At 63.2% G+C, this 23298-nt stretch carries 22 protein-coding genes and 1 tRNA gene; 9 read left to right on the forward strand and 14 right to left on the reverse strand.

Features of this window, described 5'->3' with window-relative positions:
* Nucleotides 1–50 precede the first annotated feature (50 nt).
* From miaB to RQH62_RS15435, 7 genes are all read right to left on the reverse strand, one after another.
* Nucleotides 51–1400 carry a tRNA (N6-isopentenyl adenosine(37)-C2)-methylthiotransferase MiaB gene (gene miaB, locus RQH62_RS15405; RefSeq protein ID WP_311269622.1) on the reverse strand — a complete coding sequence of 450 codons (1350 nt, stop codon included), beginning with the start codon at nt 1398–1400 and terminating at the stop codon, nt 51–53.
* Nucleotides 1401–1408: 8 nt separating this feature from the next.
* Nucleotides 1409–2167, reverse strand: coding sequence for a lysophospholipid acyltransferase family protein (locus RQH62_RS15410; RefSeq protein WP_311269623.1), 759 nt, complete (start codon nt 2165–2167; stop codon nt 1409–1411).
* A 6-nt stretch (nt 2168–2173) separates the two neighbouring features.
* Complete coding sequence (locus RQH62_RS15415; RefSeq protein ID WP_056693986.1) at nt 2174–2596, reverse strand: Fur family transcriptional regulator; 423 nt, start codon at nt 2594–2596, stop codon at nt 2174–2176.
* Between the two features lie 122 nt (nt 2597–2718).
* On the reverse strand, nt 2719–3144 hold the full coding sequence (locus RQH62_RS15420; protein ID WP_311269624.1) for a MucR family transcriptional regulator: 426 nt from the start codon (nt 3142–3144) through the stop codon (nt 2719–2721).
* Between the two features lie 112 nt (nt 3145–3256).
* Entirely contained in the window at nt 3257–3736 is a 480-nt protein-coding gene (locus RQH62_RS15425) for a GNAT family N-acetyltransferase (RefSeq protein ID WP_311269625.1), read from the reverse strand.
* Complete coding sequence (gene tsaB, locus RQH62_RS15430) at nt 3733–4359, reverse strand: tRNA (adenosine(37)-N6)-threonylcarbamoyltransferase complex dimerization subunit type 1 TsaB (RefSeq protein WP_311269626.1); 627 nt, start codon at nt 4357–4359, stop codon at nt 3733–3735. The genes RQH62_RS15425 and tsaB overlap by 4 nt, the downstream gene beginning before the upstream one ends.
* Before the next feature lie 97 nt (nt 4360–4456).
* On the reverse strand, nt 4457–5032 hold the full coding sequence (locus RQH62_RS15435) for a NifU family protein (protein ID WP_311269721.1): 576 nt from the start codon (nt 5030–5032) through the stop codon (nt 4457–4459).
* A gap of 96 nt (nt 5033–5128) precedes the next feature.
* On the opposite strand from RQH62_RS15435, the gene RQH62_RS15440 reads away from it, so the two are divergent.
* The 3 genes from RQH62_RS15440 (at nt 5129) to RQH62_RS15450 (ending at nt 10374) form a co-directional block, all read left to right on the forward strand.
* Nucleotides 5129–5599, forward strand: coding sequence for a pyridoxamine 5'-phosphate oxidase family protein (locus tag RQH62_RS15440; protein WP_311269627.1), 471 nt, complete (start codon nt 5129–5131; stop codon nt 5597–5599).
* Nucleotides 5600–5899: 300 nt separating this feature from the next.
* Entirely contained in the window at nt 5900–7285 is a 1386-nt protein-coding gene (locus RQH62_RS15445; RefSeq protein WP_311269628.1) for a DEAD/DEAH box helicase, read from the forward strand.
* A gap of 197 nt (nt 7286–7482) precedes the next feature.
* Nucleotides 7483–10374, forward strand: coding sequence for an insulinase family protein (locus tag RQH62_RS15450; protein WP_311269629.1), 2892 nt, complete (start codon nt 7483–7485; stop codon nt 10372–10374).
* A 27-nt stretch (nt 10375–10401) separates the two neighbouring features.
* On the opposite strand, the gene RQH62_RS15455 is transcribed toward RQH62_RS15450, so the two are convergent.
* Nucleotides 10402–10560, reverse strand: coding sequence for a hypothetical protein (locus RQH62_RS15455; protein WP_311269630.1), 159 nt, complete (start codon nt 10558–10560; stop codon nt 10402–10404).
* A 269-nt stretch (nt 10561–10829) separates the two neighbouring features.
* On the opposite strand from RQH62_RS15455, the gene RQH62_RS15460 reads away from it, so the two are divergent.
* The gene (locus tag RQH62_RS15460; protein ID WP_311269631.1) at nt 10830–11948 is read left to right on the forward strand and encodes a glycosyltransferase family 1 protein; all 1119 of its coding nucleotides are present in this window, start codon (nt 10830–10832) and stop codon (nt 11946–11948) included.
* On the opposite strand, the gene RQH62_RS15465 is transcribed toward RQH62_RS15460, so the two are convergent.
* Nucleotides 11949–12536 (reverse strand): helix-turn-helix domain-containing protein, encoded by a 588-nt coding sequence (locus tag RQH62_RS15465; RefSeq protein WP_311269632.1) that lies wholly within the window; start codon nt 12534–12536, stop codon nt 11949–11951. It lies immediately after the preceding gene.
* A gap of 120 nt (nt 12537–12656) precedes the next feature.
* Here RQH62_RS15465 and RQH62_RS15470 point away from each other — a divergent pair, with 120 nt between their 5' ends.
* The 4 genes from RQH62_RS15470 to RQH62_RS15485 all read left to right on the forward strand — a co-directional run bounded on the left by RQH62_RS15470 (nt 12657) and on the right by RQH62_RS15485 (nt 19041).
* Nucleotides 12657–13859: an efflux RND transporter periplasmic adaptor subunit gene (locus RQH62_RS15470; RefSeq protein WP_311269633.1), complete on the forward strand. Its 1203-nt coding sequence runs from the start codon at nt 12657–12659 to the stop codon at nt 13857–13859.
* Between the two features lie 3 nt (nt 13860–13862).
* The gene (locus RQH62_RS15475) at nt 13863–17039 is read left to right on the forward strand and encodes an efflux RND transporter permease subunit (RefSeq protein ID WP_311269634.1); all 3177 of its coding nucleotides are present in this window, start codon (nt 13863–13865) and stop codon (nt 17037–17039) included.
* A 2-nt stretch (nt 17040–17041) separates the two neighbouring features.
* Entirely contained in the window at nt 17042–18457 is a 1416-nt protein-coding gene (locus RQH62_RS15480; protein ID WP_311269635.1) for an efflux transporter outer membrane subunit, read from the forward strand.
* An 89-nt stretch (nt 18458–18546) separates the two neighbouring features.
* Nucleotides 18547–19041 carry a methylated-DNA--[protein]-cysteine S-methyltransferase gene (locus RQH62_RS15485; protein WP_311269636.1) on the forward strand — a complete coding sequence of 165 codons (495 nt, stop codon included), beginning with the start codon at nt 18547–18549 and terminating at the stop codon, nt 19039–19041.
* 108 nt (nt 19042–19149) lie between these two features.
* On the opposite strand, the gene RQH62_RS15490 is transcribed toward RQH62_RS15485, so the two are convergent.
* From RQH62_RS15490 to RQH62_RS15510, 5 genes are all read right to left on the reverse strand, one after another.
* A tRNA-Arg gene (locus tag RQH62_RS15490) sits at nt 19150–19226 on the reverse strand.
* Nucleotides 19227–19299: 73 nt separating this feature from the next.
* Complete coding sequence (locus RQH62_RS15495) at nt 19300–19686, reverse strand: hypothetical protein (protein WP_311269637.1); 387 nt, start codon at nt 19684–19686, stop codon at nt 19300–19302.
* A 103-nt stretch (nt 19687–19789) separates the two neighbouring features.
* Complete coding sequence (gene nth / locus RQH62_RS15500; protein WP_311269638.1) at nt 19790–20452, reverse strand: endonuclease III; 663 nt, start codon at nt 20450–20452, stop codon at nt 19790–19792.
* A complete protein-coding gene (dapB, locus tag RQH62_RS15505) occupies nt 20453–21217 on the reverse strand; it encodes a 4-hydroxy-tetrahydrodipicolinate reductase (protein ID WP_311269639.1) in 765 nt (254 codons plus the stop codon).
* Between the two features lie 70 nt (nt 21218–21287).
* The gene (locus tag RQH62_RS15510; RefSeq protein ID WP_311269640.1) at nt 21288–22424 is read right to left on the reverse strand and encodes a 2OG-Fe(II) oxygenase; all 1137 of its coding nucleotides are present in this window, start codon (nt 22422–22424) and stop codon (nt 21288–21290) included.
* 111 nt (nt 22425–22535) lie between these two features.
* Between RQH62_RS15510 and RQH62_RS15515 the strand changes: the two genes are divergently transcribed.
* Nucleotides 22536–23237: an NAD-dependent deacylase gene (locus RQH62_RS15515; RefSeq protein WP_311269641.1), complete on the forward strand. Its 702-nt coding sequence runs from the start codon at nt 22536–22538 to the stop codon at nt 23235–23237.
* Nucleotides 23238–23298: the final 61 nt, after the last annotated feature.

Raw genomic sequence — 23298 nt, forward strand, 5'->3', positions numbered from 1 at the left:
ACAGGGGCGAAGATGAGTTCCTGCAAGCGCGGGAACGACGGTGTTTTGGTTCAAGCGGCCTTCCTCCTGCTAAGTTCGCCGGCCAGGCTGTTCGGGCCGGCAGTGATGATATCGACTTCAACCATGTCGCCGATGGTAAGATCCGGCGCGGTGACGACCACCGACTGGAGCCAGGGCGATTTACCGATCAGCTGGCCAGGATAACGGCCCTTGCGCTCCAGAAGAATGTCCGTGGTGCGGCCGACCGTGGCGGCGTTGAACTCTACCTGATGGCGATTGATGACGGCCTGAAGACGGGTGAGCCGATCGTCCATCACGGCCATCGGGATCTGGTGATCCATGTCGGCTGCCGGGGTGCCGGGGCGGGGACTATATTTGAAGCTGTAGCATTGGGCGTAGCGCACCTGCTCCACGATCTTCAGCGTATCCTCGAACTCCGCATCCGTTTCGCCGGGGAAGCCGACGATGAAATCGCCCGACAAAGCGATATCCGGCCGCGCCTCGCGCACCCGCTCGATGATGCGCAGATAGCTATCGACGCTGTGGCTCCGGTTCATGGCCTTCAGGATACGGTCGTTGCCCGACTGCACCGGCAAATGCAGGAAAGGCATCAGCTTGGGCTCGTCACCATGGGCGGCGATCAGGCCGTCGCTCATGTCATTGGGATGGCTGGTAGTATAGCGGATGCGCTTGAGGTCACCGATCTTCGCCAGTTCGCGGGCCAGGCCGTCCATGCCCTGCAAGCGGCCCTTGTCATCCTCGCCGGTCCAGGCGTTGACGTTCTGGCCCAGCAGCGTGATTTCGCGGACGCCGCCATCGACCAGCGCCTTGGCCTCGTCGATGATCGCGCTCCAACTGCGGCTGATCTCCGCGCCGCGCGTATAGGGCACCACGCAATAGGTGCAAAATTTGTCGCACCCTTCCATGATCGTCAGGAAAGCGGTCGGCCGCGCCTGCTTGGTACGGGCGGGCAGGGCGCCGAACTTGGACGCCAGCGGCATGTCCGTATCGACGGCTTCCTCGCCGCGTCCGACCTTGTCGATCAGATCGGGCAGACGATGATAGGCTTGTGGGCCGACGACGATGTCGACATTGCGTGCCCGGCGCTGGATCTCGCTGCCTTCGGCCTGTGCGACACAACCGGCGACCGCGATCATCGGGCGGCTGCCATCGTCGCGTACCATGCGACCGATGTCGGAATAGACCTTGTCCACCGCCTTTTCACGGATGTGGCAGGTATTCAGGATGACCAGATCGGCCTCGGCCCCTTCGGCTGCGGGGGTCATGCCGTGTGTGCCCAGCATCTCGGCCATGCGCTCGCCATCATAGACGTTCATCTGGCAGCCGAAGGATTTGACGTGGAAAGTCGCTGGAGTTTTTGGGGCGTCGGTACGATTCATCCTTGCCGCTATACAGGCGGAGGCGCGCAAGCGGAAGGGTTCTGATGTGTCGCTATGCTCTGCGCAATCCGTTCGCGTGCCATGGCCGCAATAATCTTGCGATCAGGGCAGGTGGCGGGATCGAATGGCGCCAGAAAGCGCAGCGTTACGACCAGCGGCCCCTTGCGGCCCAATATGCGTATGGCGTTGGCACCGGCTGGTTCGTCGCCATGCCAGGCGATAGCGGCAGTATCCGCGCCATAATCGATATGCACCGGCTGGATCATCACCGCGCGCGGCGGTGGCAACAACACCGCCAGAAGCGCCGGCTTGAACGGCAGCAAACCGCTGCCGTCGCTGGTCGTGCCTTCGGGAAACAGCGCCACTGGTTGATGGCCCAGGATTGCCGCGCGCAACGCATCCAATTGTCCTGACAGTGCGCCACGCCGTTCGCGCGCGACGAACAATGTGTTGTTCTGCGCCGCCAACCAGCCGATCACCGGCCAGCGCGCCACCCCATCATGGGAAACGAAGGCGGCGCCAGTCGCGCCGCCCAGCGCCAATATGTCGATCCAGCTGACATGATTGGCGAGCAGGAACATGTCGCCGGCGTGAGGCGGCCCCGCCATCCTGACCTTTGCGCCGACGGACCGGGCGGCAAGCGCCAGGAAGCGGCGTGGCCAAGGGGAAGGGCGGCGCATGATGCGCCACAGCAAATGTGGTAGAAGGCAGATCAGCAGGCTGCCGACCAGCGCCCCGATCCGCAACAGGCGACGGACGCCGGCCAAACCGGATCAGTCCTTGCGGTCGAGCGCGACGCCGTACAGTTCCATGCGGTGATCGACCAGGCGGAAGCCCAGTTTCTCGGCAATCTGCTTCTGGAGCAATTCCAGCTCCGGATCGACGAATTCGATGACATTACCAGTCTCGACGTCGATCAGATGATCGTGATGTGATTCCGGTGCCGCTTCATACCGGGCGCGGCCGTCACCGAAGTCATGGCGATCCAGAATGCCAGCTTCTTCGAACAGGCGGACGGTGCGATATACCGTCGCGATCGAGATGCCGGGGTCTATCGCGGCGGACCGTTTATGCAGTTCCTCGACATCGGGGTGATCGGTGGCGTCGCTCAACACCTGGGCGATCACGCGGCGCTGTTCGGTGATGCGCAGCCCTTTTTCGTGACACAGGGCTTCGACGTCGATTTTGCGGTTCATGCAGGCTCGCTTGGTTGCTTTTGCGAATAGGCGGGGAAAGCCTAGCGGCTTTTCCCCAAACAGGAAAGGGGCGCGTCGGCGACGCGCCCCTTTCCGTCAGACGGTCATGGTCGGCGTGTCGATTATTTGCCGCGAGCGGTGCGACGGCGCTTAGTGCCCAGGCCGATCTTCTTCGCCAGGCTGCGGCGCTGTTCGGCATAGTTGGGCGCGACCATCGGATAGTCGGCCGGCAGGCCCCACTTGGCGCGATAATCTTCCGGCGTCATCTGATAATGGGTCATCAGATGGCGCTTGAGCATCTTCAGCTTCTTGCCGTCTTCCAGGCAGATGATGTAGTCGGGCTTGATCGACGAACGCACCGAAACGGCGGGTTCCGGCTTCACTTCCGGCACAGGGGCGGGCTGGCTGAGGCTGGAAAGCGCGGCATGCACATTCTGAATCAGCGAAGACACGTCGGAGACGGCGACGCTGTTGTTGGAGACGTGGGCAGCGACAATGTCCGACGTCAAAGTAATGAGCAGCTCGCTCTGGGCCGATTCGGTTTCCATTTTACCGTTTCCTACAAGGCTATATTGTTGTGCGACCCGCCCGAGGAATTTGTTTCAGGAGCGGTGTATGTTCGCTAGACCTTGCCGCAGGATTTCGCAAGGGCCTATTGTATCAGGCCAGCATGTCGATGCGGAAACTCAGTGCATCATGAAGTTGACCGTCATTACCGCGATAGTAACCGGGGCGACGATGTACATATTCGAAGCCGGTTTTCTCGTATAGTTTGACGGCCTTATTGGTAGAACGCACTTCCAGGTTCATGGAAGTGATGCCTCTGCGTCGTGCAGTGTGCAGACTGTGTCGCAATAGCGTTTCTCCGACGCCGCGTCCGCGCCAAAGCGGATCGACCGCCAGCAGCAGCAATTCGCACTCGTCCAGTACCGAACGCACCAGCGCAAAGCCCAGCGGTGCGGCATCCAGTCGCGCGACCGTCAGCCATGTTCCGGGCATCATCATCACGCCGGACAGTTGGGACAGCGTCCAGGCCTCGCCATAGACAGGATCGAAGGCGCGGACCATGACATCCATCGCATCGCCCAGCGCGTTGCGCGCGCCATCGTCATAAGTGTCGAGTTGCAGAGCCGGGATCATGATGCAGCGCGCTCTGCCATGGTCTTTGCATCGGCGCCGCGTCCATAGATCGGGCTTGGCGGCAATGGCTCCAGCCCCGCGATCAGGCCATAATCGGCTGCATCGGGATAAAGGCTGACTGCCGTGCCGTCACCCCGCGCTGTCACCAGCGCTTCAGCGCCGGTGCCATAGAACAAGTCGGCGTCGAGGGTTGTCGCCAGCTCGGCGATTGGCGTGGAGGTGATGGCGCTGGTTGCCTTCAAACCGTCCGCCGTGAAGCATTGCCAGAACAATTCGCCATGCCCGCCGGTGATGGTCACGGCGATGGGTCCGTCGCCATGTGCCTGCGCTGCCTTGGCCGCAATCATGGCAGGTGCACTATAGCCATGCAGCGGGATCGACCAGGCCAGCGCCAGGGCACGGGCCGCGGCGATACCGATCCGTACGCCGGTGAAACTGCCTGGTCCCACATCCACCGCAATCGCGTCGGCGCGGCCGCCCTCGGGCAGCGCGGCAATAGCCGGCAGCAGGGCTTCGGCATGGCCGCGCCCGACGACTTCGTGGAAGCGCCCGATAGGCGTCCCATGTTCCAGCAGTGCGACGGACAGGGCCTGGGTGGCGGTGTCGATCACCAAAAGGCGCAAACGAAACTCCCCTTACGCATCCACATCCTATGGATTCGTCCTGCGGTTAGTCCATCCGCCCCGATTTGCCAAATGTCGCGCGATGCGAAACGGTCGATCAGACCGCGCGCACCTCCGTTACTTCAGGGACATAATGTTTGAGCAACTGCTCGATGCCGTTCTTGAGCGTCGCGCTGGACGAGGGGCAGCCCGAACAGGCGCCCTGCATCTGGAGATAAACGGTGCCCTTGTCGAAGCCGCGATAGATGATGTCGCCGCCGTCATTCGCCACGGCGGGGCGAACGCGGGTTTCGATCAGGTCGCGGATCTGCTCGATGATTTCGGCATCTTCCGGATCATCGGTGAAGCCGCTGTCTTCGGCGGGGACGGTGATGCCGGCCGCGCTGCCGGGGGTGAACAGCGGCATGTTGGCAGAAAAATGCTCCAGCAGAGTGGCCAGGACATCGGGCTTCACGTCGGACCATTCCGCGCCCGGCGCGATGGTAACCGACACGAAGTGGCTGCCAAAGAAGACGCCGGTCACATCGCCCAGCCCGAACAGTGCATCCGCCAGCGGGGAGGCTTCTGCTTCCTCGGGCGTGGCGAAATCGCGCGTGCCGGCTCCCATGACCTCGCGGCCGGGCAGGAATTTGATGGTCGCCGGATTGGGCGTCAGTTCGGTTTCGATCAGCATGAGTTCCATGTGGCGATGGTCGGGGCCAAGATCAAGCGTTTCGGAACTTCGCCGCTGCCCGGCGATTGAAAGGAAAACAGCCAAGGAGTTTGGACGATGACCGACGCGACCGATATCAAGGACCGTTTCTGGGCCGAACTGTCGAGCAGCCCCTTCCTCATGGTAGGTTTGAGTCACAGCACCGACCATAGCCTGCCCATGACCGCGCAACTCGATCCGAAGGCCAATCACTGCTTCTGGTTCTACACGTCGCGCGATAATCGGCTGGCACCTGGCGGGCCGGCCATGGCCCAGTTCGCGGCGAAGGATCATAATCTCTTCGCCTGCATCGACGGCGCGTTGGCACCGGAAACCGATCCGGCCACCATCGACCGATACTGGTCGAAGGAAGTCGAAGCCTGGTATCCCGGCGGACGCAATGATCCCAACCTGCTGATGCTGCGTTTCGACCTGGGCACGGCCGAGATATGGCGATCGGACATGTCGCTGAAGGGCGTGTTCAAGATGCTGTTCGGCGGCGACGTCCGCGACGAAATGAAGGGCAAGCATGCCGAAGTGGCGCTCTGATCGCATATTCGATTAGAAGGGCGGCCGCGCGTCAATGCGCGGCCGCTTGCAATTTTACGGTAACTCCGCCATATGCGTTGCAGCGCAGCAGACGGACCGTCTTGGTCCCCCAGCGATTGGCAGCGTGATCGTCCGCAATCCCAATTGACCACATGGTCAGGCGAGGACCACGGACCGGCCAATGACAGTCTGCGCCAAGCTTGAGGCTTCCCTTTTCACGCGGGTCGTTTCGTAACCCGCCTTGCGCCCTCTCTGCGTCTTGCAGACAGTCGGCGCCCGGCCGACTTGTGAGCAATATCCATGGAATTTACCGACCTCGGCCTTTCTGAGCCGATTCTGAAGGCGCTTGCCGCCAAGAAATATGCCAATCCCACCCCGATCCAGCAAAAGGCGATCCCCGTCCTGCTGGAAGGCCGCGACCTGTGCGGTATCGCCCAGACCGGCACCGGCAAGACCGCTGCCTTCGCGCTGCCCAGCCTCGACTATTTCGCCCGCAATCCCAAGCCGACCCCGATCAAGGGCTGCCGGATGCTGGTGCTGTCGCCCACCCGCGAACTCGCCGCGCAGATCGCGCAGAGCTTCCGTGACTATGGTCGCTTCCTGCGCCTGTCGGTGGAAACCGTGTTCGGCGGCGTGCCGATCGGCAAGCAGATCCGCGCTCTGGCGCCCGGTGTCGACATCGTCGTCGCCACGCCTGGCCGTCTGCTCGACCTGATCGACCAGCGCGCCTTCACCATCAAGGATACGGAAATCTTCGTTCTCGACGAAGCCGACCAGATGATGGACATGGGCTTCATCCATCCCCTGAAGCGCGTCGCCAAGATGCTGCCGCAGGATCGCCAGAACCTCTTCTTCTCGGCCACCATGCCCAAAGAGATTGAGGCGCTCGCCGCTCAGTTCCTGAACGATCCGGTCAAGGTCAGCGTCGCCCCGCAATCCACCACGGCGGAGCGCGTGCGCCAGCAGCTTACCTTCGTCAACCAGGCGGAAAAGCAGGCGCTTCTGCACATCGTCCTCAAGAATGAGGATATCGACCGCGCGCTCATCTTCACCCGCACCAAACATGGCGCCGACCGCGTCGTGCGCTTCCTGGAAGGGGCGGGGATCGACGCATTCGCGATTCACGGCAACAAGAGCCAGGGCCAGCGCACCACCGCGCTCCAGGCCTTCCGTCAGGGCAAGGTGAAACTGCTGGTGGCGACCGACATCGCCGCGCGCGGTATCGACGTGTCGGGCGTCAGCCACGTCATCAACTTCGAAATCCCCAACGTGCCCGAACAATATGTCCATCGCATCGGCCGTACCGCACGCGCCGGCGCCGATGGTATCGCGATCAGCTTCGTGGCGGATGACGAGCGGCCTTATCTGAAGGCGATCGAGCGGGCGACCAAGGTGAAGCCGGAAATCGTGCCGCTGCCGGAAAATTTCCTGGAAGCTGTCCGCAACCTGCCCAAGCCTGCCGCGCCCAAGAAGGGGCCGAGCCAGACTCCGCAGCAGCAGGCGCGTCGCGCCGACGGCCAGCGTCGTTATCAGGACGGCCAGAAGCAGCAGCGTGGATCGGCCGATCGCGCACATCGCACCGATGCCGAGGGCGGCGAGAAGAAGCCCTTCCGCGGTCGCGGCCGTGGTCGCGGCGGTGTCGGCACGCACAAGGGCGCCGTCCAGCGCACCGGCGCGCCGCGCTGATATAAAGCGAAAGCAAAATGGGGAGGGGCCTGCACTGCGGCCTCTCCCCTTTTTCGTGCGTAACGGCTGGAAAACTGACCAGCCAATGATGAACCGTTCGCCCTGAGCCTGTCGAAGGGCGTCATCCTGAGCGTCACCCCAAATATGACCGCTTTGTCAGTGGTCATTCAGGAAAATGCCGTTAGGCTCCCTTGCCTATGCGCTTTTTTCCCCGCCGTTCGGCCGCTTCGCTCTCTGTCCTCGCCTTGCTTCTGTCCGGAGCCCCGCTCGCGGCCCGGACCGACAATGCCCCAGCCAGCACGACGCAGGGCGCGCCTGTCGGTCAGGTGCAGGTGCGTCCGTGGCTCTATGACAATAGCGACGTGCCGATCGACCCGGCCTGGCGGTTCGGTACGCTTCCCAACGGCCTGCGCTATGCTGTTCGCCGCAACGGCGTGCCGCCGGGGCAGGTGTCGATGCGCCTGCGGGTCGATGCCGGTTCGCTGATGGAACAGCCTGATGAGCTGGGCTACGCCCATTTCATCGAGCATCTGTCGATGCGTGGCTCGCGCCATGTCCCCGATGGTGAATCCAAGCGGATCTGGCAGCGCCTTGGCGTCACCTTTGGTAGCGACAGCAATGCCGCGACGACGCCGACCGGCACCACCTATGCGCTCGACCTGCCGCAGGCGACGCCGGCCAGCCTTGCCGAAAGCATGAAGATCATCGCCGGCATGATGACCGACCCCAATATCGTGGACAGCGCTGTAGACGCCGAACGCGCCGTGGTGCTGGCGGAAAAGCGTGAAAGCGACGGCCCGCAAATGCGCATGTCCGACGCCAGCCGCCTCCATTTCTTCGCGGGTCAGCCGTTGGCCAATCATGCGCCGATCGGCACCGTAGCCACGTTGACGGCCGCTACTGCGGCTAAAGTGGAGTCCTTCCACCAGCGCTGGTATCGCCCGGAAAATACCGTGATCGCAATCGCCGGCGATATTGATCCGGCGCAGGCTGAACAGTTGATCAAGGATCATTTCGGGAACTGGGCCGCGCCCGGCAAGGGCGCGCCCTTGCCTGATTTCGGCGAGCCCAATCCAAAGCTTCCGGCAACCCGCGTGGTGGTGGAGCCCGGCGTCCCCCTTGGCCTGACGCTCGCCTGGCTGCGGCCCTGGACGCCCCATGCCGATACGATCGTCTATAATCAGGACAAGCTGACGGACATGCTGGCCTTGCAGATCATCAGTCGCCGGCTGGAGCAGGCCGCGCGCGGTGGCGGCAGCTTCCTTCAGGCAGGGGTCGAGCAACAGGATGTCAGTCGCTCCGTCGATGGCACCTTCATGACCATCATCCCGACTGGGGAAAATTGGGAGAAGGCGCTGGCCGACGTCCGCGCCGTGGTGGAGGACGCAAAGGCGGCGCCGCCCAGCCAGGCCGAAATCGACCGCGAATATGCGCAGATGGACACGGCGCTTTCGATCCAGGTCGAAAATGCCGACACCGAACCGGGCGCCAAGCAGGCCAGCGATCTCGTTAGCGCCGTGGACATTCGCGAAACTACGGTCAGCCCGGATGCGGCGGTGGAGATTTTCCGCGCGGGCAAGCCTGCCATGACGCCGCAGAAGATTCTGGATTCCACCCGTCGGCTCTTCTCCGCTGGCGTTTTCCGCGCGCTGCTGGTGACCGGTAAAATCCAGCCCGGCCTCGACGCGAAGCTGGCCGCCGCCGTGGCGGCGCCGGTCAAGGCGGCGACCAATGCGCGGCTTGCGGACAAGGCGGTCACGATGGACGACCTGCCCAAACTCGGCCCGCCCGGTACCGTGGTGTCGCGCACGCCGGTCGCCTTGCAGGGGATGGAAAGCGTCACCTTCTCCAACGGCGTCAAGCTGACCCTGTTCGCCAATGATGCGGAAACGGAAAAGGTGCGGATCAACGTCCGCTTCGGCCATGGGCAGCAAGCCTTCTCGCCGACCAAGCCGGTGCCGAGTTGGGCGGCGGACTATGCGCTGGTGGCCAGTGGCATTGGCACGCTTGGCCAGCGTGAACTGGACGACCTGACCAACGGCCGTCGCATGGGCATGAGTTTCAATACGGACGATGATGCGTTCGAAATGCAGGTGGTGACGCGTCCGGCCGACTATGCGGACCAGTTGCGCCTGTTCGCGACCAAGCTGGCCGTGCCCGGTTGGGATCCGGCGCCGCTCGCGCGGGTCAAGACCGGCGCGGCGGTTGCCTATGACGCCATGTCGCGGTCCCCGGATTCGGTGCTGGGGCGTGATCTCAACTGGCTGCTGCATGACAAGGATGTGCGGTTCCGCACGCCATCGCGTGCGGAGATTGACGGGCTGACCCCGCAGGCCTTCCGCGCGACGTGGGAACCGATCCTCGCCTCCGGCCCGATCGAGGTGCAGATTTTCGGTCAGGTTAAGGCGGAGGAGGCGATCCAGGCGGTCGCGGCGACCTTCGGCGCGCTGCCTGCTCGTCCCGATGTCCCGGTTCCGGCTGCGAACAAGGCGATGCGCTTCCCGGCCCATGTCGAAGCGCCTGTCGTGTTGCGGCACAAGGGCGACAAGGAGCAGGCGGCGGCGGTCATGGCCTGGCCGACGGCCGGCGGCTTCGACCTGCAAAAGGAAGGGCGCCAGCTCGAAATATTGACGCAGATCTTCAACGATCGCCTGTTCGACAAGCTGCGCTCTACCGAAGGAGCCGCCTATTCGCCCAGCGTCCAGAATAACTGGCCTTTTTCCTATGAAAGTGGCGGTTACATCCTCGTCACCAGCCAGGTGCGGCCCGACCGGATCGCCTATTTCTATGGCGTGGTGAAGGATACGGCGGCCGATCTTGCGAAAACGCCGGTCAGCGACGATGAACTGCAACGCGCGGTTGCGCCGATGCGGCAGTTGCTGATGCGGGCAAGCACCGGCAATTCCTTCTGGATGAACCAGATGGAGGGCGCCACCCATGACGCCCGCTATGTCGAGGCGATGAAGAACATGTCGCAGGATATGCTGAGCGTCACGCCGGCCCAGTTGCAGGCACTGGCCACCAAATATCTGGTGCCGGGCAAGAGCTGGTCGGCTGTGGTCCTTCCCGAAGGGGTGGCGGCGCGCTGATGATGCAGGAAAGCGCCGCCCCGTCCGTCACGCGGGTTGCGGCGCTTCCATCAATTGTTCGTAGAGGCGGACATATTCCAGATGCAGGTCCCGGATCGTCGGATCGCTGGACTGTGCGGCAAGCTGGCGATTGCGTTCCATCCGCGCTTCAAAATAGGCTCGGTCGAAAGCGGCTTCTATCTGCATGAAATGCCTCCCGAAAAACTTACGCATGTTAAATCCGTCGATCATCGGTCGGTTGCGGCGGCGCAGCAGCGGTCGCGACGGAAGGAGCCGATCACGCGGCGGGGCGGCTGCTGCGGATTTGCGCTTGCCTACCGGTCGTCATGCCAGCTACCGCGTTGTTCCATGGCGGTTCCGTCTCAACATGCAGGGAATAGCGGCGCAATGATCTTACCGGTCGGCCGGATTATGGTTCGGATTTATGCGGCTGTTGCGCTGCGGAATGTTGCCCCATGAGCTTGCGCGTCATCCTCTCGGTGGAAGCCCTGGAACCGCGCCTGTCGGGCATCGGCCGCTATAGCTGGGAACTGGCACAGCGCATCGGTCAGTCGGTCGATGCCGTCCGTTTCTATCGTAATGGCGAATGGATCGACGATCCTGCCACGCTGCTCACTGAACCTGTGCCGCGCAAGCGCCGCCACAAACTGCACCGCATGATCCGCAAGCGGACTGGCTGGTTGCGCGACCTGCAAAATGCCAGCGTCATGCGCTCGCATCTCTTCCACGGGCCCAATTATTTCCTGCCGGCCGCCGGGGAAGGCGGGGTCATCACCATCCATGACCTGTCGGTCTTCCGCTATCCCGAAACCCATCCGCAGGCGCGGCTCCAGCAGTTCGAGCGCTATTTCCGCCTGTCGGTCGAGCGTGCTGCCCATTTCATCACGGACAGTGAGACGACACGGGCCGAGGTGGCGGATTTCCTGTCGCTGGATCTTTCGCGCGTGACGGCCGTACCGCTCGCCGCCAGCACGGCCTTCCATCCCCGCGACGCCGATGACATCGCGACCACGCTGGGCCGCTACGATCTTGCCTATCAGGGCTATGCCCTCTGCGTTTCGACCGTCGAACCGCGCAAGCGCATCACCGAATTGCTGCGGGCCTGGGAAGCGTTGCCGCCGGTCGTCCGCACCCGCTGGCCGCTGATGGTCACTGGCGGGGCAGGGTGGCTCAGCGAGTCCGTTCGCGACCTGATGGACAAGGGCGCGCGTCAGGGCTGGGTTCGCTATCTGGGCTTCGTGCCCGACGAAGACCTGCCGCTTCTTTATGCCGGCGCGGCGCTGTTCGTCTATCCGTCCGTCTATGAAGGGTTCGGCCTGCCGCCGGTCGAGGCGATGGCCAGCGGCATCCCGACCGTCGTGTCGAATGCATCCTGCCTGCCGGAAGTTACGGGCGGTGCGGCGATGCTGGTCCAGCCGGAGGATGTGGATGGGTTTACGCGCAACCTGGAGCAGGCGCTGACCGACGAGTCATGGCGTGCGCAGGCCCGAGAAACGGGGCTGGCGGTGGCTGGCGGATATAGCTGGGATCGCTGCGCGCGGGAAACCGTCGACGTCTACCGCCGCACAGGCTGATTATTGCACGCCGCGTAGCGCGGCGATGATCATCTGCGCCGTCCGTGCAGCAGCAGCAGCGGCGGACAGGCGAGGGCGCGATATGCTGCGATGGCCAAGGCCGAACAGGCAGGCAAGCAGCATCTCCTCGGCGGCGTCCAGTGCCTCGCCCGACAGCTTGTCGTTGGCTGCGCACGCAAAATCGCGGAGATAGGCCCGAAAACGCTGACACATCTCGCCCACCGTATCTGCCACTTCGTTATTGCGGAAACTTTCGGCCAATATGTCGAAGGCCAGCGCCTCGTCCTTTTCGTCGATCGTCTGGAGCAACAATTGCTCGAACGTTTCTTCCACGGTCAGCGCACCGGCATCCAGACGCGCTTGCAAGGCACCCAGTTGCCCGCACCACTGGTCGGCATCGTCATGCACCAATGCCTCGATGATATCTTCCTTGCTCTTGAACAGGCGATAAATCTGCCCGACCGACACCTGGGCCGCTGACGCAAGCTCGGCCATGGACGTTTGATGGAAGCCATGGCTGTCGAAAAGTGTGCGGGCGGCCGCCAAAATGCGCGTCCGACCATTTTTCTCCTGCTGCACTGCAACCATCTTTACCCTTTCGGCGTTTTTTGCCTCTTGAAATCGCATTGCCATGATCGTACCTGCCGGGCAAGCGGAATGAACGTTCATTCCAAAGTCTTCGATCCCTAAAAAACGGATATTCAAGCGATGCAAAAGGGGACAATCATCGGGTTGCTGGCGTGCGCGTCGGCCTTCGCGCTGAGCGCCTGCGGGCAGCAGGAGCAGCCCGCGCCACCGCCGCCCGCGGTCGGTGTCGTCACGCTCAAGACCGAAACGGCACCGCTGTTGAACGAATTGCCCGGCCGCATCGTGGCAGTCGAAACGGCTGAGGTTCGACCGCAGATCAGCGGCGTGATTCGTCGCCGCCTGTTCCAGGAAGGCGGCTATGTTCGCGTCGGGCAGTTGCTCTACGAAATTGACGATGCGCCCTACCGCGCCGCCCTCGCGCAGGCGCAGGGTTCGCTCGCCAATGCCCAGGCGGCGATCCGCTCCACTGCGCTTCAGGCGCAGCGCTACAAGGAACTGGTCGGTATCAACGCGGTGTCGAGGCAGGAATATGACAATGCGGATGCCTCCGCGCAGCAGGCGCGCGCCAATGTTGCAGCGCAGCGTGGCGCGCTTCAGGCGGCACAGGTGAACCAGAATTTCACCCGCATCCGCGCGCCCATCTCCGGCCGGATCAGCCGCTCGCTCTTCACGCCGGGCGCTCTGGTGCAAGCCGGCCAGGCCGATGCGCTCACCACCATCCAGCGCACCGACAGCGTCTATGTCGACGTTTCGCAATCGGCGGCCCAGATCATCGACCTCAAGCAGGCGATGAAGAAGGGCGGCATCAGTGAGGCGCAGGGTGCGCGTATCCAACTGGTGCTGCCTAATGGCAGTCTCTACCCGATCGAAGGGCGTCTGCAATTCTCGGAAGTCACGGTGGATGCTACCTCGGGCGCGGTGACGCTGCGCGCGACCTTCCCGAACCCCGAAGGCCTGTTGCTGCCCGGCATGTATGTCCGTGCCAAGCTGATCGAGGGCGAGCGTACGCAGGCAATTCTTGCGCCGCAGCAGGGCATCAGCCGTGACGCGCGGGGCCGTGCGACCGCCATGGTCGTGGGCAAGGACAACAAGGTCGAAATGCGCCAGGTCACGGTCGATCGTGCGGTCGGCGACAAGTGGATCGTCACCGATGGCCTCAAGCCCGGCGACAAGCTGATCGTGGAGGGGCTGGTCAACCTGCGCCCCGGCACCGTCGTGAAGCCCGGTGCGCCGCAGCAGATAACCGCAGTTGAAGGCGGCGCGACCGCTACGGGTGCCGCACCGGCTGAAAAGCAGGCCGGCAATCAGGGCGAGGCGCACTAAGCCATGGCCCGCTATTTTATCGACAGGCCCATCTTCGCATGGGTCATCGCCATCGTCATCATGCTCGCCGGCCTGCTCGCGCTCCGGTCGCTCCCGGTTGCGCAGTTCCCGGAAATCGCGCCGCCCGCCGTGACGATCCAGACCACCTATCCCGGCGCGAATGCCCAGACGCTGGAAAGCACGACGACGCAGATCATCGAGCAACAGCTCAAAGGCATCGACAATCTGCGCTATTTCTCGTCCACCAGCGACGGGTCGGGCAATCTTAACATCACCCTGACCTTCGAGCAGGGCACGGACCCCGACATCGCGCAGGTCCAGGTCCAGAACAAGCTGTCGCAGGCAACCCCGCTGCTACCACAGGAAGTGCAGCAGCAGGGCCTGCGCGTCGGCAAGTCCACCTCCAGCTTCCTTCTCATCATGGCCGTCTATTCCGATGACGGTATCCACGATCAGGAAGATGCGAGCGACTTCATTGCGTCCAGCCTGCAAGATCCGCTGAGCCGCGTCACCGGCGTCGGCGATACCCAGTTGTTCGGCTCGCAATATGCAATGCGCATCTGGCTCGACCCATATAAGATGGCCAATCTTGGCGTCACCACTGGCGACGTCAAATCGGCAATCACCGCCCAGAATGCTCAGGTGTCGGCCGGCCAGATCGGCGGATCGCCCTCGCCCAAGGGGCAGGCGCTCAACGCCACAGTGACCGCGCAATCGCGCCTCCGCACGCCGGAGGAATTCCGCAACATCCGCCTGCGCAGTAACAGCGACGGTTCGGTCGTGCTGATGTCGGATGTTGCGCGTGTCGAACTGGGCGCTGAAATCTACGGCTTTGGCGTGAAGTTCAACGGTCATCCCGCATCGGGCTTCGCCATCAAGCTGGCACCCGGCGCCAACGCGCTGGACACGGTCAAGGCCGTGAAGGACCGGGTCGATCAACTGTCGAAAAATTTCCCCAACTGGGTGAAATATGACTTCCCCGTCGACAACTCGACCTTCGTCAAGCTGTCGGTTGAACAGGTTATCCATACCCTGTTCGAAGCCGTGCTGCTGGTCTTCGTCGTCATGTTCCTGTTCCTCCAGAACTGGCGCGCCACGCTGATCCCGACCATCGCAGTGCCGGTGGTGCTGCTGGGTTCGCTCGCGATCCTGAGCGTCGCGGGCTTCACCATCAACACGCTGACCCTGTTCGGTATGGTGCTGGCGATCGGCCTGCTGGTCGATGACGCGATCGTCGTCGTGGAAAATGTCGAGCGTCTGATCCAGGACGAGGGACTAAGTCCTCGTGAGGCTGCGCGAAAGTCGATGGACGAAATCAGCGGTGCGCTGATCGGCATCGGTCTGGTGCTGTCGGCGGTGTTCCTGCCCATGGCCTTCTTCGGCGGGTCCACGGGCGTCATCTTCCGCCAGTTCTCGATCACCATCGTCTCCTCGATGATCCTGTCGGTGCTGGTGGCGTTGATCCTCACGCCTGCGCTTTGCGCTACCATCCTCAAACCTGCATCGCACGGTCATAGCTGGAACGGCCCGATCGGCTCGATCTTCGGCCGCTTCTTCGACTGGTTCAACCGAACCTTCGACAAGGGCGTGGTGCGCTACGGTCGCGGTGTGGAGAAGGTGGAGCATCGCTGGGGTCGGACCATGCTCGCCTATGGGCTGATTGTGGTCGGCATGGCCTTCGTCTTCATGCGTCTGCCCAGTGGTTTTCTGCCCGATGAAGATCAGGGCATGATCATCAACCAGGTGTCGCTGCCCGCTGGGACCACCATGGAGGAAACTGAACGCACCCTGGCCAAGATGCGCGATCACTATCTGATCGATGAAAAGGCTAATGTGTCCGCCGTCTTTACCGTTGCCGGATTCGGCTTCGTCGGACAGGGGCAGAATGTCGGCATCGTCTTTGCCCGGATGAAGGATTGGAAAGATCGCAAGGGCGCGGACAATCATGTCCCGGCCATTGCGTTGCGCGCCAACATGGCCTTCCATAAAATCTCTGCGGGCATGGCCTTCGCGTTCGTGCCGCCGGCGGTGCAGGAACTGGGCAATGCGTCCGGTTTCGACTTCCAGTTGCTCGACCAGGGCAATCTCGGTCATGCAAAGCTGCTGGAGGCTCGCAACCAGTTGCTCGGCATGGCGATGGCCGACAAGCGCCTGGCGCAGGTCCGTCCCAATGGTCTGGAAGACACGCCGCAATTGAAACTGAACGTCGATCAGGCGGCAGCGGGCGCGCTGGGCATCGCCCAGACGGACGTCAACGACACGATCAGCACCAACCTGGGCGGCGCCTATATCAACGACTTTATCGACCGCGATCGCGTGAAGCGGGTATATGTGCAGGCGGATGCCCCATTCCGCACAACGCCCGAAGCGATCGGCGCCTATCATGTCCGTGGCAGCAGCGGCACGATGGCGCCCCTGTCTGCCTTCTCCACGACGGAATGGGTGCAGGGACCGGCGCGGCTGGAACGGTTCAACGGTGTGCCCGCGATAAACATACAGGGTGCGCCAGCCCCCGGCGTGTCGAGCGGCACCGCGATGAAGGCGATGGAGGAATATGCGGCCAAGCTGCCAGCCGGTATCGGCTACAGCTGGAACGGCATCTCCTATGAGGAGCAGACGTCGGGCGGCCAGTCCTCCTATGTATATGCGCTCTCGATGCTGATCGTCTTCCTCTGTCTGGCCGCGTTGTATGAAAGCTGGTCGGTGCCGATCGCGGTCATGCTGGTGGTGCCGTTGGGCGTGCTGGGTGCGGTGATCGCCGCAACCGTGGCGGGCCTCAACAACGACATCTACCTTCAGGTTGGCCTCATCACCACCATCGGTGTGTCGGCAAAGAACGCGATCCTGATCGTGGAATTTGCCGAAGAAAAGATGCGCGAGGGCCTGTCGCCGGCCAAGGCGGCGCTGGAAGCGGGCAAGCTGCGTCTGCGGCCGATCCTGATGACCAGCTTCGCCTTCATCTTCGGCGTGCTGCCGCTGGCGGTGTCGACCGGCGCGGGTGCAGGCGGTCAGAATGCGATCGGCTGGGCGGTTGTCGGCGGCATGTTGTCGGCGACGGTGCTGGCGGTCTTCTTCGTCCCCGTCTTCTTCACCGTCGTGAAGCGGTTGTTCCGCGAACATAAGAACCATGAAGACGCGGCAGGCGATACGGACACCCCGCACGCGCCGCAGGAGGCTTGAAGATGAAGCGCAACATCAAAGCGCTCGGCGCCATTACCCTTTCGCTGGCGCTCGCCGCCTGCGACATGGCGCCCAAATATGTGCGGCCGGAACTCCCCGTTCCGGCCGGCACGCCCCAGGGTGACGCCTATGCCACCAATAGCGGGGCAGGGGCGATCGTCCCGGCCGACACGGCATGGCGCGATTTCTTCACCGACGCGCGCCTGGCCCGCGTCATCGAAACCGCGCTTGCCAATAATCGCGACCTGCGTGTCGCCCTCGCCAATGTCGAACAGGCACGGGCGCAATATAAGGTGCAGCGCGCCGACCTGCTCCCCACCGTGGCAGGCACCGGCACGGCGACCTATTCGGAACAGCCGCTCGTCCAGTTCGGCCAGAGCCAGCGCCTCAACACCGACGTCTATCAGGCGCAGCTGGGCATTTCCTCCTGGGAAATCGACCTGTTCGGCCGGGTGCGTAACCTGACCAGGGCGGCGCAGGAGCAATATTTCGCCAGTGTCGAAACCCGCAATGCGGCACAGACCGCGCTGATCGCGGAAACCGCCAATGCCTGGCTCACCATGGCGGCGGATCAGGAACGGCTGCGCATCGCCCGCGATCTCGAACAGGCGTTCGGCAAGACGCTCGAATTGAACAAGGCGCGTTTTGCCAAGGGCATCGCCTCGGAACTGGAAGTGCGTCAGGCGCAGACCAGCTATGACAGCGCCCGGTCGGATATAGCGGCCGCGACAACGCTGGTGGCGCAGGACCAGAATGCGCTCAACCTGCTGGCCGGAACCACGGTGCCCGCGACTGACCTGCCCAATTCCCTGGAGCAGAAGGACGCGACGCTCGACAATTTGCCTGCGGATATTTCGTCCGATGTGCTGTTGCGTCGTCCCGATATCGCGTCGGCCGAACATAATCTGCTCGCTGCCAACGCCAATATCGGCGCGGCCCGCGCGGCCTTCTTTCCGACCATCTCGCTGACGGCGGCGCTGGGTACGGTCAGCCTTGGTCTGTCCGGTCTGTTCAAGTCGGGTAGCGACACATGGTCGGTCGCCCCCAGCGCGACCCTGCCGATCTTCGACTTCGGCCGGAACAAGGGCAATTTGCGCTACGCTCGGGCGACCTATGACGCGATGCTCGCTACTTATGAAAAGAGCGTGCAGACCGGCTTCCGCGAAGTCGCCGACGCGCTCGCCCGTCGCGGCACGATGACGCAGCAGTTGGAGGCGCAAACGTCGCAACGCGACAGCGCCCGTGTGGCCTATACCCTGTCGGACGCGCGCTTCCGCGCCGGTGTGGACAGCTTCCTGACGACGCTGGATTCGCAGCGTTCCCTCTACAGCGCTGAACAGAGCCTGGTCGCAACGCGCCTGACCCGCGCGACCAATATGGTCGAACTCTATCGGGCGATGGGCGGCGGCCTGAAATAGGCCGCGATCGACTTTGAAAGCAAGCCAGGGGAAGCCTCGGCGCATAATCTCCGCTATCGGCCATAGGGCAGGTAGCGGAGATTTTTTATATGGCTCTCGTCGAAACCCTTTTCTCCTCGCCGGTCGGCACACTGACTTTGGTAGCCAGCGACACGGGGCTGGTGGCGATCCTGTGGGAGGATGACGATCCCGCCCGCGTCCGCTTGACCGAACGGCAAACACACGCCGATCACCCGATCCTGACGCAGGCAACGCAGCAACTGACGGCCTATTTCGCGGGCGACTTGCAGATGTTCACCGTACCGCTCGATTTCCGAGGCACGGATTTCCAGCAAAAGGTCTGGGCAGCGCTGTGCGCCATCCCTTTCGGCGAAACACGCAGCTATGGGGACATCGCCCGTGCCATCGGTCATCCCACCGCCAGCCGCGCAGTTGGCGCCGCAAATGGCCGCAACCCTATCTCGATCATTGCGCCCTGCCACCGCGTCATCGGCACCAACGGCGCGCTCACCGGCTTTGCTGGCGGCGTGGAGGTGAAACGCTGGCTGCTCGATCACGAACAGAGCCGAGGCAGATTGCTTTGATCTCGAACCCGTAAGGGTTCGCAAGGCTGAACGGCCGCCCGAGCTTATGCGAGGATAGCCAAGGCCACGGGTGTGGCCGCCGGCGCTTGAGGCTGAAAAGAAAATAAATGGTGCACCCAAGTGGATTCGAACCACTGGCCTTTGCCTTCGGAGGGCAACGCTCTATCCAGCTGAGCTATGGGTGCATGACGCTGGTCAGGAGGGGCGGGTAGCAAAGTCCTTGGCCCTGCGCCAGCGTCAAAATCACCTCAGCCCATCTTATTTTGCGGCTTTCTCCATCGGCTGGAATTTGCCCAGGCCGCAACTGGCGCCCGGCTGCAATCCGGGACCTGCATTCCATAGCACGGTGATGATATCGACCGAGCAAAGCTGGGACAGGCTGGTCTTGTAAAGGAACCGCTTCTCGAAGCCCAGGCTGGGACAACTGTTGGGCAGGCTGTTCCGGTAGACCTTGTTGCCGTTCATGATGAAATCGATCGTGCGGTCGTCGCGCACATTGGTCGATCGGATCGACTGGATCTGGACACAGTCAATCGCCGCGCCATTGGCGGGCACATAGGGATCGGGCTTTTCCTTGGCGAGCGCGGGCAGGGCGATACCGGCCAGCGCGGCGCACAGGGCAAATTTGGCAAAATGGACGGACATGGCTTCTCTCCTCATATCACGTCGAATCGACGGCGTGGCGCGGGACTATCCGTCATGCCTATCCGATTTGTCATGAACGGCGCGAGAACGCCTTAGCGCGGGTTCAGGCCGCCTTTGGCAATGCCGTCTTCGGCGCCGGCGTCTTGGGCTTGAACCGACACAGCTCGCTCACGATGCAGCGCCAACATTCAGGCTTGCGCGCCTTGCAGACATAGCGGCCATGCAGGATCAGCCAGTGATGCGCGTCGCGCCGGAACGGGCCGGGCACCCGCTTATCCAGCTTGTCCTCCACCGCCAGCACCGTCTTGCCCGGCGCCAGGCCGGTCCGGTTGCCGACGCGGAAGATATGGGTGTCGACGGCGAACGTCTCCTGTCCGAAGGCGGTGTTCACCACCACATTGGCCGTCTTGCGCCCGACGCCGGGCAGGGTAGTGAGCGTATCGCGATCCTCCGGCACCTCGCCGCCAAAATCGCGCACCAATATTGCCGACAGGCCGATCACATTCTTGGCCTTGGTATTGAACAGCCCGATCGTCTTGATGTGCTGCTTCAAACCCTCTTCGCCCAGATCGACCATCTGCTGCGGCGTGGTCACTTCGCGGAACAGCGCGCGCGTCGCCTTGTTCACGCCCACATCGGTCGCCTGCGCGGACAAAGTGACCGCGACCAGCAACTGATAGGGATTGCCATATTCCAGCTCCGTCACCGGCGCGGGATTGGCTTCTGCCAGACGGCTGAAGAAATCGAAGATCTGCGCCTTGTTCATTTACAGGCCCAGCACGCCCTTCATGTCGTAGCGCCCGGCCGGCTGTCCGACCAGCCAGCGCGCCGCCTTGACCGCCCCGCGCGCAAAGATGGTGCGGTTTTCGGCGCGATGGCCGATTTCGATCCGCTCGCCTTCGGTCGCAAAGATCACCTGATGGTCGCCCGCCACCGATCCGCCGCGCAGCGCGACGAAGCCGATATCGCCCGGCGTCCGCGCACCGGTGATGCCGTCGCGGCCACGATCGCTATGATCGGCCAGCGGGATATGCCGCCCGCGCGCCGCCGCTTCGCCCAGCATCAGCGCGGTGCCCGACGGCGCATCGACCTTGTGCCGGTGATGCATCTCGACAATCTCGATATCCCAATCATCGCCCAGGCCAGCAGCGGCCTTCTCCACCAGCGCCGCCAGCAGGTTGACGCCCAGCGACGTATTGCCGGTCTGCAAAATCGGAATATGCACCGCTGCCTCGTCGATCAGGGCATGATGCACCGGTTCCAGCCCTGTGGTGCCGATGACGATCGGCTTCTTCGCCGCAATGCAGGCGTCCAGATGGGCGGACAGCGCGCCCGGCACGGAAAAGTCGATCAGCACCTCGCTCGCCTCCGCCAGCGCCAGCGGATCGGCGGTCATGGCGATGCCCGGCGCAATCTCGCCGCTCGGGTCGCGATCGGTACCGCCAGCGAGCCCCAAGCCAGTGTCGGCAGCAACCTGCGCGATCGCGCGCCCCATCCGGCCCGCCGCTCCGAAAATGCCGATCGTCGTCATGTCCCGCCTCATTCTCTATTCGTCAGGACTTGGCCGATGCCAGAGCCACGCGGCTTTGTCATCCCGCGCGTCAGCTTTCCTGCATCACCGGCTTGCCCACCGATCGCAGCACATGGTCGCGCAGTTCCGGGTCGCTCAGGTGCCGCGCATTGTCCAGCCGTACCTGCGCCGCCGCCTCGTCATAGAGGAAGGGCAGCACAACGAACCGCCGCCCCTTCGTTACCGGCAGGGCCTCATGCAACAACGAACAGGAAAAGACGATCGCGCCCCCCGTATCGGGGCGATAGGTACGCATACCGAACTCGGGAAAGCGCAAATCACCGCCCTCATATTCTTCCGCGTTCAGGCCGATCGACACGGCAAAGCGGCGATGCGCCGTGCCCAGCGTGCTATTGTCGGTGTGCGGCCGGAAATAGCCGCCCGAACCCGCATCATAGCAGGATATCAGATAGCGCTCCATGCGCGTCGCCCGAAACTGGAAGGCGCGCTCCACCTGCGGCACCAGTCGCCGCAGGATACGGGCCTGCACCGCATTGCGCAGCTTCGGCTCGTCGATGCTGCAATCGCTGCGCCGCTTGTGGCGATGATCCACCTCCAGCACGGTGTGGCCCGATGTAGGATCGGTGCTCATGAAGCCGCTTTCCTCCAGCCCTTGGCCGTCGGCATAGGCGATCAGGTCGCGGCACAGCGCCGGCTCGAAAATCCCCGGCACTTTCAGCACCGGCGCCCAACTGTCGCGATCCTCCCGCGGCGGCGCCAAATCCGCCAGCGCCGTGCAGAGTTCGGCATGATGCCGTTCCAGATCGACAACAGGCAGGGTACGGATCACCCGCAGGCCGGGGTCCAGTATCCAGCTTGTCACGGCGATGGAGTCGCCGCCTTTCCCGTCCTGCCGCACGCAACCGAACAGCTTCGCCATCGCCCGATCCCCGTCCAGGAAGATCCGCAGGCCCGGATAGCGCTCCTCCAGCCGACCGGCCGTCTCGTCGCGCATATCGTTGGTCACGATGAACGCGCTGGCGAAGACATCATCGAACGGCCCCACCGTCTCGCGCATCTGGCGATAGAATGTCGCGGCACCCGGCGCGCCCGAACTGCCGATGAAGGTCACCACCACATAGCGGCCGGCGGCGCTGCCGAACGCATAGCGCGGATTGGTCAGACCCCGGACATGGAAACGCGGAACCGGATCGCCGGGATAAAGCATAACCGTATTTTCACTCCGCCTTGCGCCTGCCGAAGGCGTAATCTTTCCTGCGCCGCACGGATCGTCAAGCCAGTGTCTTGCCTCATCGCTTTTCGCCAATAGGATGGCGCTATGCTGAAGGACATCCAGACCATCGTCATCCTCACCGGCGCAGGCATTTCCGCCGAATCCGGCCTCGCCACCTTTCGCGGGCCGGATGGCCTTTGGGAGGGGCATCGGGTGGAGGATGTCTGCACCCCCGAAGCGCTGGCGCGGGACGAGGCGCTGGTGCATCGCTTCTATGACGAGCGGCGCGCGAAGCTGGCGGAGGTGCAGCCCAATGCCGCGCATCAGGCGCTGGCTGTGCTCGACGCCGCCTGGCCCGGCGACCTGCTGATCGTGACGCAGAATGTCGATGACCTGCACGAACGGGCCGGGGCGAAGCGGCTGGTCCACATGCACGGCGAACTCAAATCTGCGCTGTGCGCCGCTTGCGGCAAGGCGGTGGCATGGGCGGATGCCCTCCCGCCCGGCAGTGCCTGCACCGGCTGCGGTCAGCCCCGGTTGCGCCCCGACATCGTCTTCTTCGGCGAAATGCCTTATGAAATGGATCGCATCGACGATGCCGTGCGCGACGCGAATCTGTTCGTGTCGATCGGCACGTCGGGCGCGGTCTATCCGGCTGCCGGCTTCGTCCAGACTGCCCGCCATGTCGGCGCGCGCACGCTGGAACTCAATCTCGACCCGTCCGCCGGCAGCGTCTATTTCGATGACACGCGGCTCGGCCCGGCCAGCATATTGGTGCCCGATCTGGTGCGCGAACTGCTGGCCTGATCCCGAAAGCCTCTCGCCCGAAAGCCTCTCGCATTACCCGGCGCTTATAGTATAGCGCGGC

It is taken from the genome of Sphingobium sp. WCS2017Hpa-17 (assembly GCF_031843765.1).
Taxonomy (GTDB): domain Bacteria; phylum Pseudomonadota; class Alphaproteobacteria; order Sphingomonadales; family Sphingomonadaceae; genus Sphingobium.

What these genes read in the sequence shown, in the direction of transcription:
- miaB (WP_311269622.1), bottom strand. Translation starts at nt 1,400, where the DNA reads ATGAATCGTACCGACGCCCCAAAAACTCCAGCGACTTTCCACGTCAAA.
- RQH62_RS15415 (WP_056693986.1), bottom strand. Translation starts at nt 2,596, where the DNA reads ATGAACCGCAAAATCGACGTCGAAGCCCTGTGTCACGAAAAAGGGCTG.
- RQH62_RS15420 (WP_311269624.1), bottom strand. Translation starts at nt 3,144, where the DNA reads ATGGAAACCGAATCGGCCCAGAGCGAGCTGCTCATTACTTTGACGTCG.
- RQH62_RS15425 (WP_311269625.1), bottom strand. Translation starts at nt 3,736, where the DNA reads ATGATCCCGGCTCTGCAACTCGACACTTATGACGATGGCGCGCGCAAC.
- RQH62_RS15435 (WP_311269721.1), bottom strand. Translation starts at nt 5,032, where the DNA reads ATGCTGATCGAAACCGAACTGACGCCCAATCCGGCGACCATCAAATTC.
- RQH62_RS15440 (WP_311269627.1), top strand. Translation starts at nt 5,129, where the DNA reads ATGACCGACGCGACCGATATCAAGGACCGTTTCTGGGCCGAACTGTCG.
- RQH62_RS15445 (WP_311269628.1), top strand. Translation starts at nt 5,900, where the DNA reads ATGGAATTTACCGACCTCGGCCTTTCTGAGCCGATTCTGAAGGCGCTT.
- RQH62_RS15450 (WP_311269629.1), top strand. Translation starts at nt 7,483, where the DNA reads ATGCGCTTTTTTCCCCGCCGTTCGGCCGCTTCGCTCTCTGTCCTCGCC.
- RQH62_RS15455 (WP_311269630.1), bottom strand. Translation starts at nt 10,560, where the DNA reads ATGCAGATAGAAGCCGCTTTCGACCGAGCCTATTTTGAAGCGCGGATG.
- RQH62_RS15460 (WP_311269631.1), top strand. Translation starts at nt 10,830, where the DNA reads ATGAGCTTGCGCGTCATCCTCTCGGTGGAAGCCCTGGAACCGCGCCTG.
- RQH62_RS15465 (WP_311269632.1), bottom strand. Translation starts at nt 12,536, where the DNA reads ATGGTTGCAGTGCAGCAGGAGAAAAATGGTCGGACGCGCATTTTGGCG.
- RQH62_RS15470 (WP_311269633.1), top strand. Translation starts at nt 12,657, where the DNA reads ATGCAAAAGGGGACAATCATCGGGTTGCTGGCGTGCGCGTCGGCCTTC.
- RQH62_RS15475 (WP_311269634.1), top strand. Translation starts at nt 13,863, where the DNA reads ATGGCCCGCTATTTTATCGACAGGCCCATCTTCGCATGGGTCATCGCC.
- RQH62_RS15480 (WP_311269635.1), top strand. Translation starts at nt 17,042, where the DNA reads ATGAAGCGCAACATCAAAGCGCTCGGCGCCATTACCCTTTCGCTGGCG.
- RQH62_RS15485 (WP_311269636.1), top strand. Translation starts at nt 18,547, where the DNA reads ATGGCTCTCGTCGAAACCCTTTTCTCCTCGCCGGTCGGCACACTGACT.
- RQH62_RS15495 (WP_311269637.1), bottom strand. Translation starts at nt 19,686, where the DNA reads ATGTCCGTCCATTTTGCCAAATTTGCCCTGTGCGCCGCGCTGGCCGGT.
- nth (WP_311269638.1), bottom strand. Translation starts at nt 20,452, where the DNA reads ATGAACAAGGCGCAGATCTTCGATTTCTTCAGCCGTCTGGCAGAAGCC.
- dapB (WP_311269639.1), bottom strand. Translation starts at nt 21,217, where the DNA reads ATGACGACGATCGGCATTTTCGGAGCGGCGGGCCGGATGGGGCGCGCG.
- RQH62_RS15510 (WP_311269640.1), bottom strand. Translation starts at nt 22,424, where the DNA reads ATGCTTTATCCCGGCGATCCGGTTCCGCGTTTCCATGTCCGGGGTCTG.
- RQH62_RS15515 (WP_311269641.1), top strand. Translation starts at nt 22,536, where the DNA reads ATGCTGAAGGACATCCAGACCATCGTCATCCTCACCGGCGCAGGCATT.